Genomic DNA, 13,488 nt, shown 5'->3' with positions numbered 1-13,488 from the left:
TATGAATCAAAAAATTAGTGGTATTTCAGAGCAATTAGTAAAAATGTTGGTAGATAGAACAATGCAACTTAGTCAAGGAAGAAATGCTGGATGCTTTGGTTTTGTTAACGAAGATGGGATTATTGATGAGTGCACCGAAATTGTTAGTGGAGGTCTAAGTGGATTACCCTTAAGAATATTGCTTAATAAAATCAGTACCATGAAGGACAAATCTTTAATTGAAGGCTTAAATTTGCTTCCAGACAATACAGTATTTGTGGTTACAAGACCAGGCAAGACAGGTTTAGCTACTGATGTATCAGGTGTTGATTTTTTTAACTGTCCTATAATATCAATTGGAGTTAAAAATGAAGGAGCTGCAGGAATAAGTGTTGTTTACCCCAAACCAGAGTATTTCGATCTATCTACAAAATCGGAAGAAATGAATATAGAAACTCTAGCGAGCAATACCATGGATGAAGAAAAAGAAGTGCTAAAGACAAATCATGAGTTAAGCTTAAAATACTTAGAGGTTTCTGAGGAGTTACCTCAGGTTAAATTTGACTTGAAGAATGTGGATAGCCACAAAGGTAATGGGAAAAAATGGAAGCTACCAAGATTGGCTGTTAGATCTATTGATAAAAGTTTAGCGAAGTCCCTAGTGGATGAATCTATGAAAGTGGGACAGGGCAGAGAGGTTGCAGCTATAGGAGTTATTGATGAAAAGGGTCATGTTACTGGGCAAGGTAAATTAGTAGCAGGTGGAATTGGTTATGTCCCATCAAGATTGCTTGCATCAAGTTTTACAGACATCTCTGGTAAATCTCTTAAAGTAATCTATAGTGGCATAATACCTGACAATGCAATTATCATCCATACTCATCCTGGAGGTACTGGAGTCATGCATATTGGAGATGCTAATGCTGGTCCTGGTACGTGGGGAAGGCCAATTATCGCAATTGGTCATGATAAAGATGGTAAGATTAGGGGAGCTACAGTAATTGAGAAGGCAGATAGAATATTTGAGCTTACGGATGAAGATGAAGTTTTAAACAGCAAATTTTTTGGAGCTGAGACAACAGAAGAAGAAACTCAAATTCGCAACAGAAAGTTTGCTATAGCGCAAGAATTTACTGACCTTTGTAAACCTATTGAGCTTAATTAGGAAAACATGATAGAATATATCTGAGGTTAAGGTTAAGCCTTAGCCTTATTTTCATATTGGAGGAAAATAGCATGGGATTGTTTGACAAAATTAAAGGCGGGTTACAAAAAACAAAACAGGGATTTGTGGATAAGGTTACTGAATTGGTTACAGGATATAAGAAAATTGATGATGAGTTTTTTGAAAAACTCGAGGAAATCTTAATTGAGGCAGATATTGGGGTTAACACGTCGCTGAAATTAGCAAAAAACTTAAAGCAAAGAATTTATGATGAAAAAGTATCTGATATGGATAGAGTAAATGAAATAATACAAGAAGAATTAGTAGCTTTGTTGGAAGATGACATTAAAACTATAAACCTTTCAGAACAAAAACCAACTGTAATCATGGTTGTTGGAGTAAATGGTGTGGGAAAAACAACAACTATAGGTAAATTAGCATATAACTTTAAGGAACAAGGTAAAAAGGTAATACTTGCAGCTGGGGATACTTTTAGGGCTGCTGCTAGTGAACAGCTTAGTATATGGGCTGAGAGGGCTAATGCAGATATTGTGAAGCATCAAGAAGGTTCAGATTCTGCTGCAGTTGCTTATGACGCGGTCCAAGCTGCTATATCAAGAAAAGCGGATGTTGTTTTAATTGATACAGCAGGTAGGTTACATAACAAAATAAATTTGATGAATGAAATTGGAAAAGTAAAAAAAGTTATCAGTAAAGCCAAAGTGGATGCTCCAAATGAAGTCTTACTTGTACTTGATGCTACAACAGGCCAAAATGCGATTTCACAAGCTAAAAATTTCAAAGAAGTGGTAGACGTGACAGGAATTGTTTTAACTAAGTTGGATGGTACTGCAAAGGGTGGAGTAATATTTGGTATTAAGGAGGAATTGGGGCTACCCATTAAATACATAGGTGTTGGGGAAAAGATTGAAGATTTAAAACCATTTAATCCAAATGACTTTGTAAAAGCACTATTTGCTAGTGATTAGGGTATTGGAAAACGGCATTATTTTGCTCACCCGGAAATTAAGTTTTAGCAATTCTAAGGTTTATTCCAGCAAAAAAGCCTATGCTTTGCAAACTCGCTTCGCTCAAACAAGCAAATCATAACGTCTTTTTGCTTTCATAAACCAATAATTACACAAACTCAATTTATGGCTCGCTTCATTATACCATTTTCTTATAAGTGTATTTATAGGTAGGGTAGGAGTCAGAATAAGATCTGATTCTACTTATGCCTTTTGAAAGGAGGGGGAATTTGAAAAAAGTAGATTTTGCTATTATTGGAGGAACTGGAGCATTTACAACTACCCGGGCGGGTGGTGAAAATACAAATCAGAAGGAAAAAGTTGAAGTTGACACCAAATATGGAAAAGTAATTGTTGAAATTATAGAATTGAATGGAACAAGGGTAGCTTTGTTAAAAAGGCATGGCCTAAATCATTCAATTCCTCCCCACAGAATTAACTACCGGGCAAATATTATGGCTTTAAAGATGTTGGGAATAAAAAGAATATTTGCAACTGCGGCAGTTGGTTCACTTAATAGGAAGTATAGGCCAGGTGATTTGGTGCTTTTAAGTGATTTTATTGATTTTACATGGGGAAGAGATATCACCTTTTTTGATGAAGTTGGACAAGAAGTTATTCATGTAGATATGACCCATCCATATTGCCTATCCCTTAGAGAAAGATTATTTGAAGCATCTCAAACCGTTGGAATAGCATTGCAAAGTAAAGGGGCTACTTATGTATGCACACAGGGGCCACGCTTTGAAACTCCAGCTGAAATTCTTATGTACAAGCATTTGGGTGCTGATCTTGTGGGTATGACTTCTGTTCCAGAGGTTGTTTTGGCCAGAGAAGCAGAACTATGCTATGCTACTGTAGCAATTGTCACAAACTATGCTGCGGGTATATCTGATAATCCTTTGACCCATCAAGAGGTTTTAGAAAGAATGGAAATGGCTTCAGCAAAACTTAAAACATTAGTTGCCAAAGCCATAGAAATTACAGATGGAAATAGATCTTGTTCTTGTCAGGTAGCAGTTTCAGGCCAGAAAAGCTTAGGAGGGTAATGTGTGAATAGTATTATTTGGGAGAAGAAATTTCTTAAGTTATTAGACCAAACAAAATTACCATTAAAAATCGAATATGTTAAATGCCAAACCTACCCTGAAGTTGTTGAGGCCATCAAAAACATGGTGGTAAGAGGTGCTCCTGCCATTGGTGTGGCAGCTGCCTATGGAATGGTTTTAGCAGCTAAGGAATTTGCAAGTGAATCCAAAGAAGTATTCATGAAGAACTTATGCAGAGCAGGGGAACTGCTTAAATGCTCCAGACCTACTGCAGTTAACCTTTTTTGGGCAGTAGATAGGATGTATCAGACAGCAAAAAGCAATCAAGACAAATCTACTGTGGAACTTATTATAATAATCGAAGAAGCTGCTATGAATATTCATGAAGAGGATATAGCATTAAATAAACGAATTGGTTTGTTTGGAGTTGAAGTTGTTCCTAAAAATGCGGTTATTTTAACTCATTGCAATGCTGGCGCTCTAGCTACAGCAGGTTATGGTACTGCCTTAGGGGTAGTTAGAGCTACTCATGAAAAAGATAATTTAAAAAGAGTTTTCGCTTGTGAGACACGTCCGTTGTTGCAAGGAGCTAGATTAACTGCGTGGGAACTTCATCAGGACAAAATTCCTGTAACACTTATAACTGATAGTATGGCTGGTTATTTAATGGGACAGGGAACTATAGATATGGTCATTGTAGGAGCAGACAGAATTGCTAAAAATGGAGACGTTGCTAATAAAATTGGCACCTACTCACTAGCTATTCTTGCAAAATATCATAAAATTCCTTTCTATGTTGCAGCACCATATTCAACAATGGATCTGAATATATCAAGCGGCAATCAAATAATAGTGGAGGAAAGAAATTGTAATGAAATTAGGCATATTCACGGACATAAGATTATACCTGACGATATATTGGTATATAATCCAGCCTTCGACATAACCCCTAACGAACTTATCACAGGCATTATTACTGATAAAGGCATTGTAAATGCACCATATGAAGAAGAGATTGGGAGATTGTTTGAAAAAGAGGTGAAAGCATGAAAAAAATAGTGATAAAAAATGGATATATTCTAAATATGGAAAAAAATATTCAGGACCCCGGAGATATCTGTTTTCAGGGAGACATAATCATCGCTGGGGAGAAAATTGATTCTGTAAAAAGTGGATATCAAGAATATGACAGTAATGATTGTACTATTATAGATGCTACTGGTATGGCAGTAATGCCTGGCTTAGTTAATTGTCATACTCATACTGCTATGACTCTTTTAAGAGGTTATGCAGATGACCTTCCTCTGATGGAATGGCTAGAAAATAGAATTTGGCCACTAGAAGCTAAATTAAAACCTGAGTATGTTTATTGGGGAACTAAACTAGCAGTTCTAGAAATGATTAAAGGTGGTACTACTTGTTTTAGCGATATGTACTTTATGATGGAGCAGGTGGCAGAGGTTGTTAAGGAGACGGGTATAAGGGCTTCACTAAGTAGGGGATTAATATCCTTTAATAATGGAGATAAGTCTCTTGAGGAAGGAATTAATCTTGTTAAAAGTTATCATAATAGCGCAGATAAGAGGATTACCACTATGCTTGGTCCACACGCCCCCTACACATGCTCACCAGAATATTTACAAGAAGTATCCTCTGAGGCAAAAAAACTTGGAGTAGGCATACATATTCACATAGCAGAAACTCTGTCTGAAATCAACCAAATTAAGGAGAAGTATAATAAAACTCCAGTTGAAATGGTCCACCAGGCGGGAGTGTTTACCGCTAATCCTGTTTTAGCAGCCCATTGTGTACATCTAACCGATAATGATTTAAAGATATTGCTTCAAGAAAAAGTTAGTGTTGCTCATAATCCAGAAAGCAATATGAAGCTTGCAAGTGGAATAGCCCCAATTACCAAAATGATTGAAATGGGAGTAAATGTAGGACTGGGAACTGATGGTGCTGCAAGCAACAATAATCTAGATATGTTTCAGGAAATGAGAAGTGCATCTTTACTTCAAAAAGTACATACTTATGATCCTACTGTTATGTCCTCCTATCAGGCACTTTCTATGGCTACTAGTAATGGAGCAAAAGCACTTGGATTAGGACAAGAAATTGGAAAAATTAAGCCAGGTATGAAAGCAGATATCATTTTAGTAGATTTAAGTGGACCACATCTGCAACCTTTACATGATATAAATGCCCATTTAGTCTATTCAGCAGGAGCATCAGACGTGGATACTGTAATAGTAAATGGTAAGGTTATAATGAAGAGTAAAGAAGTAAGTACAATCGATGAGGAAAAGGTAATCTATGAAATTAAAGAGATAATTAAAAAGCTAGTTTAAAAATTCATTTAACCTTGACAAATGGAACTAATTATATTAATATTCCTCTGTGAAGTAAAAATACTTTACAGCAAATGTTTGGATGTGACTGAGGTTGAGTATAATTATTCCGAAGTTAAATGAATCAGCACGGCTATTTGATTTTTATGGAAGTCTACTTACGGACAAACAACAACAAGTCTTTAGCTTATACTATTATGATGATTTATCATTAGGTGAGATTGCACAAGAACTTAGTATTAGCAGACAAGCAGTTTATGATATTATAAAGCGTACAGAAAATTTATTAAAGAACTATGAGCAGGGTTTGAAACTATGGGGAAAATATCAAAAAGCTGAAGAAAATATTAACAATATAAAATCAGTACTAATGAATAGTAAGATTGATGATGAAGAAAAACAGCGTATTAATTTATTGTTGGAAAATTTCTTGGTATAAACTAAGCAGATTTTAAGAATTAGGAATACAGAATGAATTATTGACCAAATTCTGACTCCTGAATTCTGATTTCTGACTTCTGACTTAGGAGGGGAAAGCATGGCTCTATTTTCTGGCTTGAGCGAAAAACTTCAGGATACTTTTAAACGGCTCAAAGGAAAAGGAAAACTTTCTGAAGCAGATATTGATGTGGCAATGCGGGAAGTAAGAATCGCTCTTCTAGAAGCCGATGTAAACTTTAAGGTAGTTAAAAAGTTTATTAATAAAGTTAAAGAAAGAGCCATCGGCAAAGAAGTTTTAGAAAGCCTTACTCCTGGACAACAGGTTATTAAAATAGTAAATGATGAATTGGTTAACTTAATGGGAGAAAAAGAGGCTAATATAGCTTTTTCGTCCAAGAGTCCAACAGTAATAATGATGGTGGGTTTACAGGGTTCTGGTAAAACCACATCATCTGCAAAATTAGCAAGGACGTTTAAAAAGAAGGGACGTAGTCCTTTACTAGCAGCTTGTGATATTTATCGTCCAGCAGCTATTAAACAGTTAGAAGTGCTAGGTGAGCAACTTGATATACCTGTATTTTCAAAGGGACAAGAAAATGCTGTTTTAATAGCTAAGGAAGCCATAGAGTTCGCAAAAAATAAGGGTAATGACATTGTAATCATAGATACAGCAGGAAGACTGCATATAGATGAAGATCTAATGACAGAGCTTGATAAAATTAAAGAAAACGTAGTTCCATCTGAAATACTACTTGTAGTAGATGCTATGACAGGACAGGATGCAGTAAATGTAGCAGAGACCTTTGATCAAAAGTTTGGTATTACAGGTATAATTCTTACAAAGTTAGATGGTGATACACGTGGTGGTGCAGCCCTTTCAATTAGGGAAGTTACAGGAAAACCTATTAAGTTTGTGGGTATTGGAGAAAAGCTAGATGCATTAGAAACATTTCATCCAGATAGGATGGCCTCTCGTATCCTGGGAATGGGTGATGTGATGACATTTATTGAAAAGGCCCAGGAAAATTTTGATCTCAATAAGGCAAAAGAGATGGAAGCTAAGATTAGGACACAACAATTTACACTGGAAGATTTTCTTGATCAATTGCAGCAAATGAAAAGCATGGGCCCAATAGAGGATTTGCTTGGTATGATTCCAGGAATGGGAAAACAATTAAAGAATATGCAGGTTGATGAAAAGGAATTAGTAAAAACAGAAGCTATAATTCAATCTATGACACTCAATGAAAGAGCAAAACCTGAAATAATCAATGCCAGCAGGAAAAAAAGAATTGCCTTAGGTAGTGGTACCAAGGTTCAGGATGTAAACAAACTACTTAAACAATTTCTTGAGGCCAGAAAAATGATGAAACAATTTTCTGGCGCTCAAAGCAATAAGAAAGTCAAGAAGAAATCAAAAGGCCTATTTAACTTACCAATGTTTAAATAAATACTAAAACATCTTAGATTTGTGAAGGGGGTGAGATAATGGCAACAAGAATTAGACTAAAAAGAATGGGAAGTAAAAAAGCACCTTTTTATAGATTGGTAGTAGCTGATTCACGTTCTCCAAGAGATGGTAGATTCATTGAAGAAGTTGGATACTACAATCCTATTAAGGAAGATTTAAATATTAATGAAGAAAGAGCTGTGAAGTGGCTTGAAGATGGCGCACAGCCTTCTGAAACAGTAAGAGCCCTTTTTAGAAAAACTGGTGTTATTCAAAAGTTTTATGATAACAAAAACATCAGGTAGTAATAGGGAGGATGTTTTGCCATGAAAGAATTAGTAGAATTCATCGCAAAATCTTTGGTGGATGATCCTGATCATGTGTCAATTACACAAGTAGATGGTGAAAAGTCAATAGTATTAGAGTTAAGAGTTGCACCAGAAGACATGGGTAAAGTCATTGGGAAACAGGGTAGAATTGCCAAAGCAATAAGAACTGTATTAAAGGCAGCAGCAGCAAAAGAAGGAAAGCGAGTTGTTGTTGAAATTGTACAATAAAAAGGGTCTTTATTGACCCTTTTTATCTAAAATTGGAGCAGGTGAGTTTGTGGAAGAACTTAAAGTTATACAGTCTGTTACGGTCAAAACAATTGTTACAGAGGGTCTAAAGAATAGTCTCTTAAAAGAGTTAGAAACACTTTTAAAGCAAATTGAAACTGAACTGCAGTATTTAAGCTTTAAAATTAAAAGGACTACATTAGAAATTGAAAAAAGGCATAATGAAGAGCTTGCTATTATGAGAAATGAATTGGAAAATGAAAAGAACAAAAATTATGAAAAAATAAGAAAAATAAAAGAAAATATGGATGCAATTAGTGCTTTGTCACTAGGTGAAGAAATCATCAAAGGGTCTGTCGATAGGATAGTGAACATTAAAATTGGGGATAATTGGAGTGAAATAGAAAAGTGTGAAATCCTTTTAAAGGACAATGAAATTATGGAAATACGGAAGGTTGGAGACTAGTGGTCACAAAACCAGTTTTGATAACAGTTGGGATGATTAATAAAACCCATAATTTAAGTGGTTCATTGAGAGTTTTTCCAATTACTGATTTTCCCGAGAGATTTTTAGACAGACAGGAAATTTTAGTGGAGACAAAAGGCAAAATAGAATTAATGAAAATTGATAGTATATCCTTACATAATGGATATCTAATAATGAATCTTGCAGGTGTTGATACTATTGAAAAGGCAGAAGAGTTAAAAGGAGCGTATTTAAAGATATCTGAAGCCCAATTAGAACCCCTACAAGAAGATGAATACTATATATATCAGTTGCTTAACTTAGATGTTAAGGATATAAATGGAAGCTATATTGGTCAATTAGTAGATATATTGAAAACAGGAGCTAATGATGTATATGTTGTAAAAAATAAAGCCAATGAAGAAATTCTGGTGCCAGCACTCAAAAAGGTTGTAAAAAAAATCAATCTAGCTGCTAATGAGATGATTGTAGAGTTGCTACCGGAATAGATGATACCGGGGGATAAATATGAGAATAGATGTTATTACCATTTTTCCGGAGATGGTGGACTTCCCATTAAATATGAGTATCATTGGAAAAGCTCGTGAAAAAGGTGTACTTGATTTATTTGTACATAATCTTAGAGAGTATTCAGGAAACAAGCATTACTCTGTTGATGACACTCCATATGGTGGCGGTCCTGGAATGGTTATGAAGGCAGAACCATTTTTTAATGCTATTAATAGTTTAGATATAGATAAAGCCGACAGTAGAGTTATTCTTATGTCTCCACAGGGAACAACTTTTAATCAAGATAAAGCAAAAAAGCTATCAAGGCTCAATCGTATCACAATATTATGTGGTCATTATGAAGGTATTGATGAAAGGGTTAGAGAACTACTAGTGGACGAAGAAATATCAATTGGGGATTATATTTTAACAGGGGGAGAACTAGGTGCTATGGTATTAATAGATGCTGTTACAAGATTATTACCAGATGTATTAGGTCATGAAGAATCTATCATAGAAGAAAGTTTCTCGGATGGACTTTTAGAATATCCCCACTATACAAAGCCAAGAGAATTTCAAGGTTTAAAGGTGCCTGAAGTGTTGCTTTCTGGAAATCACGCAAAGATAGATCTTTGGAGAAGGAAACAGTCTATCTTGCGAACTCTTCGCAAAAGACCCGACTTGTTAAATAATGCCAGTTTCAGTAAAGCTGATCAGGAGTTATTAGCGAAGTTACGTAAGGATGAAGAATAGATGGTATCTGTTTATATTTGTTTAGTTCATCACCCAGTTAATAACCAGAATAACCAAGTAATAACTACTTCAATAACAAATTTGGATGTCCATGATATAGCTCGTTTGACGTCTACTTATGATTTGGCAGGCTACTATATAGTACAACCTCTCAATAGGCAGAGAGAGCTATTTCAGGAGCTAATAGATTATTGGAAACAAGGTTTGGGTGCACAGTATAATTCATCAAGGGCCGAGGCTTTTCAAAAGGTTAAAGTAGTAGCTACCATTGAAGAATGTTTGAATGATGTAACACATGACAAAAAACCAATAGTTGTAGCTACTGGAGCAAATTTATGCGAAGACATTGATTTTATACAACTACGGCAATTAATGAAGGATAATGACATAGTTATTTTATTTGGAACAGGCTGGGGACTAACTGATGAGGTTACTAATAAGGCTCATTTTAGATTAACACCTATTAAGAGCATTGATAAGTACAACCATTTATCAGTCCGGAGTGCAGCATCAATAATAATTGATCGTTTATGTTGTAAAAAGTGGTGGTGAATTCTTGTAAATAAATAAATACTTTGTTATAATCATAGTTGTGCAAATTTTAATTAATAAATAATCCGCCATAAAGGAAGGAGGCACATAAATATGGATGTATTAAAGGTAGTAGAAACTGAACAACTAAAAAAGGATCTTCCAAGGTTTAATGCTGGGGATACTGTAAAAGTACACGTTAAGGTTGTTGAAGGTACTAGAGAAAGAATTCAGATTTTCGAAGGAGCTATTTTAAAGAGACAAGGAACAGGATTGCGAGAAACTTTTACAGTAAGAAGGATGTCTTATGGAGTAGCTGTTGAAAGAACATTTCCACTACATTCACCTAAAATAGAAAAAATTGAGGTGATTAGAAGGGGTAAGGTTCGCAGAGCTAAGCTATATTATTTGAGAGATAGAGTAGGTAAGAGAGCTAAAATTAAAGAAAAAAGATAAAGGGCTGATATATCAGTCCTTTTTTGAGCAATGACAATAAACATTATATTGTAATAATATAAAAAAAGTCTAAAAAAGTGCTATTTTCTATATATAAGCACTTTTGTTATTATTTTAGCATCAAATAGTTGCAAAAAAACATAAAAGTCTGTATTCTTGTATTAATAATATAATTAAATGATTTATATAAAAACAACTTATACACAGGTCGAACCTATTAAATAAATAGTTAAGCATAATTAAGTTAATACTAATTACCATACACAGGTAAAGCAGGTGATTAATTGATTGTACAATGGTATCCGGGTCATATGACGAAGGCGAAAAAAATCTTGCAAGAAAATATGAAGATGGTAGATATTGTAGTTGAACTCTTAGATGCTAGGATACCTATTTCTAGTCAAAATCCTATGCTGGGTGAACTTATAGGCAACAAACACAAAATAATTGTATTAAACAAGGAAGACCTTGCTAATCAAAATATAACTAAAAAATGGATTGAAAACTTCAAGGATAATGGAATCAAGGCCGCAGCAGTAGACTCCCTGTCAAAAAAAGGAATTACACATATCTTAAGTCTCATTGAACAAACTCCTATAACAGATAGTGTTGCAAGAAGACTCAATATTAAGAGACCCGTTAGGGCAATGGTTGTTGGAATACCCAATGTTGGTAAGTCTATGTTTATTAATACCCTTGTAGGAAGAAGTACAGCAAAAACAGGTAATAAACCGGGTGTGACAAAGGGCAACCAATGGATAAAAATAAGGGCAAATATACAACTCCTTGATACACCAGGTATACTATGGCCAAAATTTGATGATGAAGAAACTGGGTTGCATTTAGCATATGTAAATTCTATAGGGCCAAAAGCTTTTGACGTTGAGGATGTTGTCTATTCTTTAACAAAATTCCTTGCTGTCAATTATCCTAAGGCTTTAATGGTAAGGTACAATCTGGAAGAACTGCCCGTTGATCCATTTAAAATTATTGAGCAGATAGGTAAGGTTAGAGGATTTTTACTTAGAGGTGGTGATGTGGATCTACGTCAAGCTAGTGAAACTATTATAAAAGACTTTAGAGGTGGAAGACTAGGCAGAATTAGCTTAGAAGCACCTGAGGAGCTGAGAAATAGTGGCGGAGATGAAGTGCAATAAAAAAATGTTTAAGTTTGATAAAACTTATTATAGGGAAAAGGTAGATCTTCTTGGTGGAATAGATGAAGCTGGAAGGGGTCCTCTGGCAGGTCCTGTAGCTGCTGCTTGTGTCATTCTACCTAAGGGTTACGAACTTGATGGTTTAAATGACTCCAAAAAGCTAACAGCCAACCAAAGAGAAAAGCTTGAACCAGAGATTAAGAAGGCTGCCATTGATTGGTCAGTAGCCTTTTGTCCCCCCCAGTTAATTGACAGAATAAACATATTAGAAGCTACTAAAATGGCAATGATTATTTCTTATCAATTGCTAAAAATTAAACCACAACTTCTGCTGATTGATGCATTAAAAATTAATTATTTCTCAGTAGAGCATTACGGAATTATAAAAGGAGATGCGACTAGTGCAGCGATAGCGGCTGCTAGTATTTTGGCTAAACAAGCCAGGGATAAATATATGGTTAACCTTCATGAATTATATCCGGTTTATGGGTTTTCTAAAAATAAAGGATACCCAACTAGGTGCCATTATGAATGTTTGAATATTCATGGGCCTTGTGATGAACATCGTTTTTCTTTTCGAGGGGTTTCATAATATCTTGATACGCGAAGGATAGTAAAAACTGCTAGAAAAATTTGGGTATAAAGTTGCTAATTTCAAGGAGGAATCTAGGTATTTTTATAGAAATGAAAAGATTGTGCCTATTTTTACATTATTACTGGAAGGAGGTTATCTATTGATTCAGGAATTTTACTCAGTTCTTGTTTTCTTGGTATTAGGTGGGGGATTTGCAATTGTAGTACTTTCTACTGCCTGGCTGGTAAGGCCCAAAAACCCTTCACCTGAAAAGTTGTGCACTTATGAATGTGGTGTTGATACGCAAGGGCCTACTTGGGTCCAGTTTAAGATTAGCTATTTTTTATATGCCCTTGTATTTTTAGTATTTGATGTGGAAACAGTTTTCCTATACCCATTTGCTGTAATGTTTAAAGAATTTGGAGCTCCAGCCCTAATAGCAGTGGGGATCTTTCTGATTATTTTAGTGGTAGGTCTTTGGTATGAATGGAAGGAAGGAGCGTTAGAATGGAAATAAATAATAATAAAACGAAAGAAGAGTCTCCTGAAGAGTTTATAAAAAAGAATATTATATTAACTTCTGTTGATAAGGTTCTTGATTATGCTAGAGCACATTCTTTTTGGCCAGTAACTATGGGATTAGCATGTTGTGCTATTGAGATGATGGCTGCTGGTGGAGCTAGATATGATATTGCTAGATTTGGGTATGAAGTTTTTAGGCCATCCCCAAGGCATGCAGATTTAATGATTGTTGCAGGAACCATTACTAAAAAGATGGAACCATTAGTAAAAAGAATATATGATCAAATGCCTGAGCCTAAATACGTAATAGCAATGGGAAGCTGTGCTATCTCTGGAGGACCTTTTGCAGGCTCATATAATGTGGTTGATGGTGCAGATACTTTTTTGCCTGTCGATGTTTATGTGCCAGGATGTCCTCCAAGACCTGAGGCACTTTTCCACGGTCTGTTAGAGCTTAGGAGAAAAGTCATACATCCTGAAGTAGTGAAGGGGAAGTAAT

18 protein-coding genes are annotated in these 13,488 nt (G+C 35.3%); all 18 read left to right on the top strand.

The annotated features are described in order from the left end of the window. Window position 1 precedes the first annotated feature (1 nt). The 18 genes from APF76_05035 to APF76_04950 all read left to right on the top strand — a co-directional run bounded on the left by APF76_05035 (window position 2) and on the right by APF76_04950 (window position 13,487). Complete coding sequence (locus APF76_05035; GenBank protein ID KUO52400.1) at window positions 2–1,144, top strand: peptidase S7; 1,143 nt, start codon at window positions 2–4, stop codon at window positions 1,142–1,144. A 71-nt stretch (window positions 1,145–1,215) separates the two neighbouring features. Beyond that, entirely contained in the window at window positions 1,216–2,133 is a 918-nt protein-coding gene (locus tag APF76_05030; protein KUO52399.1) for a signal recognition particle-docking protein FtsY, read from the top strand. 245 nt (window positions 2,134–2,378) lie between these two features. Then, on the top strand, window positions 2,379–3,221 hold the full coding sequence (locus APF76_05025; GenBank protein KUO52398.1) for a 5'-methylthioadenosine phosphorylase: 843 nt from the start codon (window positions 2,379–2,381) through the stop codon (window positions 3,219–3,221). A 3-nt stretch (window positions 3,222–3,224) separates the two neighbouring features. Further along, complete coding sequence (locus APF76_05020; protein ID KUO52397.1) at window positions 3,225–4,271, top strand: methylthioribose-1-phosphate isomerase; 1,047 nt, start codon at window positions 3,225–3,227, stop codon at window positions 4,269–4,271. Further along, a complete protein-coding gene (locus tag APF76_05015; protein ID KUO52396.1) occupies window positions 4,268–5,572 on the top strand; it encodes an N-ethylammeline chlorohydrolase in 1,305 nt (434 codons plus the stop codon). The genes APF76_05020 and APF76_05015 overlap by 4 nt, the downstream gene beginning before the upstream one ends. Window positions 5,573–5,675: 103 nt before the next feature. Beyond that, window positions 5,676–6,011, top strand: a complete 336-nt coding sequence (locus APF76_05010; protein ID KUO52551.1) for a hypothetical protein — start codon at window positions 5,676–5,678, stop codon at window positions 6,009–6,011. 99 nt (window positions 6,012–6,110) lie between these two features. Then, window positions 6,111–7,463 carry a signal recognition particle gene (locus tag APF76_05005; GenBank protein ID KUO52395.1) on the top strand — a complete coding sequence of 451 codons (1,353 nt, stop codon included), beginning with the start codon at window positions 6,111–6,113 and terminating at the stop codon, window positions 7,461–7,463. 38 nt (window positions 7,464–7,501) lie between these two features. Beyond that, window positions 7,502–7,768 (top strand): 30S ribosomal protein S16, encoded by a 267-nt coding sequence (rpsP, locus tag APF76_05000; protein ID KUO52394.1) that lies wholly within the window; start codon window positions 7,502–7,504, stop codon window positions 7,766–7,768. Window positions 7,769–7,789: 21 nt separating this feature from the next. Then, complete coding sequence (locus APF76_04995; GenBank protein ID KUO52393.1) at window positions 7,790–8,020, top strand: hypothetical protein; 231 nt, start codon at window positions 7,790–7,792, stop codon at window positions 8,018–8,020. 49 nt (window positions 8,021–8,069) lie between these two features. After that, on the top strand, window positions 8,070–8,486 hold the full coding sequence (locus APF76_04990; GenBank protein KUO52392.1) for a hypothetical protein: 417 nt from the start codon (window positions 8,070–8,072) through the stop codon (window positions 8,484–8,486). 32 nt (window positions 8,487–8,518) lie between these two features. Then, entirely contained in the window at window positions 8,519–8,995 is a 477-nt protein-coding gene (locus APF76_04985; protein ID KUO52550.1) for a hypothetical protein, read from the top strand. Window positions 8,996–9,014: 19 nt separating this feature from the next. Next, the gene (locus APF76_04980) at window positions 9,015–9,749 is read left to right on the top strand and encodes a tRNA (guanine-N1)-methyltransferase (protein KUO52391.1); all 735 of its coding nucleotides are present in this window, start codon (window positions 9,015–9,017) and stop codon (window positions 9,747–9,749) included. Beyond that, entirely contained in the window at window positions 9,750–10,301 is a 552-nt protein-coding gene (locus APF76_04975) for a hypothetical protein (protein ID KUO52390.1), read from the top strand. 93 nt (window positions 10,302–10,394) lie between these two features. Beyond that, entirely contained in the window at window positions 10,395–10,736 is a 342-nt protein-coding gene (gene rplS, locus APF76_04970; protein KUO52389.1) for a 50S ribosomal protein L19, read from the top strand. A 284-nt stretch (window positions 10,737–11,020) separates the two neighbouring features. After that, the gene (locus APF76_04965; GenBank protein ID KUO52388.1) at window positions 11,021–11,893 is read left to right on the top strand and encodes a ribosome biogenesis GTPase YlqF; all 873 of its coding nucleotides are present in this window, start codon (window positions 11,021–11,023) and stop codon (window positions 11,891–11,893) included. Continuing rightward, window positions 11,871–12,485, top strand: a complete 615-nt coding sequence (locus tag APF76_04960) for a hypothetical protein (GenBank protein KUO52387.1) — start codon at window positions 11,871–11,873, stop codon at window positions 12,483–12,485. Before APF76_04965 ends, APF76_04960 begins: the two co-directional genes overlap by 23 nt. A gap of 142 nt (window positions 12,486–12,627) precedes the next feature. After that, window positions 12,628–12,984: a hypothetical protein gene (locus APF76_04955; GenBank protein ID KUO52386.1), complete on the top strand. Its 357-nt coding sequence runs from the start codon at window positions 12,628–12,630 to the stop codon at window positions 12,982–12,984. Then, on the top strand, window positions 12,975–13,487 hold the full coding sequence (locus tag APF76_04950) for an NADH dehydrogenase (protein KUO52385.1): 513 nt from the start codon (window positions 12,975–12,977) through the stop codon (window positions 13,485–13,487). Before APF76_04955 ends, APF76_04950 begins: the two co-directional genes overlap by 10 nt. The last annotated feature ends 1 nt before the right edge of the window (window position 13,488 follow it).

This window comes from Desulfitibacter sp. BRH_c19 (assembly GCA_001515945.1).
In the GTDB taxonomy this organism is placed as follows: Bacteria; Bacillota; DSM-16504; order Desulfitibacterales; family Desulfitibacteraceae; genus Desulfitibacter.
The sequence above is the reverse complement of the archived record's forward strand: the minus strand, read 5'-3'. Positions and strand labels throughout refer to the sequence as shown.

Excerpts from the sequence above, each read along its gene's own strand:
- APF76_05035 (KUO52400.1), top strand. The coding sequence starts at position 2 with ATGAATCAAAAAATTAGTGGTATTTCAGAGCAATTAGTAAAAATGTTG.
- APF76_05030 (KUO52399.1), top strand. The coding sequence starts at position 1,216 with ATGGGATTGTTTGACAAAATTAAAGGCGGGTTACAAAAAACAAAACAG.
- APF76_05025 (KUO52398.1), top strand. The coding sequence starts at position 2,379 with ATGCCTTTTGAAAGGAGGGGGAATTTGAAAAAAGTAGATTTTGCTATT.
- APF76_05015 (KUO52396.1), top strand. The coding sequence starts at position 4,268 with ATGAAAAAAATAGTGATAAAAAATGGATATATTCTAAATATGGAAAAA.
- APF76_05005 (KUO52395.1), top strand. The coding sequence starts at position 6,111 with ATGGCTCTATTTTCTGGCTTGAGCGAAAAACTTCAGGATACTTTTAAA.
- rpsP (KUO52394.1), top strand. The coding sequence starts at position 7,502 with ATGGCAACAAGAATTAGACTAAAAAGAATGGGAAGTAAAAAAGCACCT.
- APF76_04995 (KUO52393.1), top strand. The coding sequence starts at position 7,790 with ATGAAAGAATTAGTAGAATTCATCGCAAAATCTTTGGTGGATGATCCT.
- APF76_04985 (KUO52550.1), top strand. The coding sequence starts at position 8,519 with ATGATTAATAAAACCCATAATTTAAGTGGTTCATTGAGAGTTTTTCCA.
- APF76_04980 (KUO52391.1), top strand. The coding sequence starts at position 9,015 with ATGAGAATAGATGTTATTACCATTTTTCCGGAGATGGTGGACTTCCCA.
- APF76_04975 (KUO52390.1), top strand. The coding sequence starts at position 9,750 with ATGGTATCTGTTTATATTTGTTTAGTTCATCACCCAGTTAATAACCAG.
- rplS (KUO52389.1), top strand. The coding sequence starts at position 10,395 with ATGGATGTATTAAAGGTAGTAGAAACTGAACAACTAAAAAAGGATCTT.
- APF76_04950 (KUO52385.1), top strand. The coding sequence starts at position 12,975 with ATGGAAATAAATAATAATAAAACGAAAGAAGAGTCTCCTGAAGAGTTT.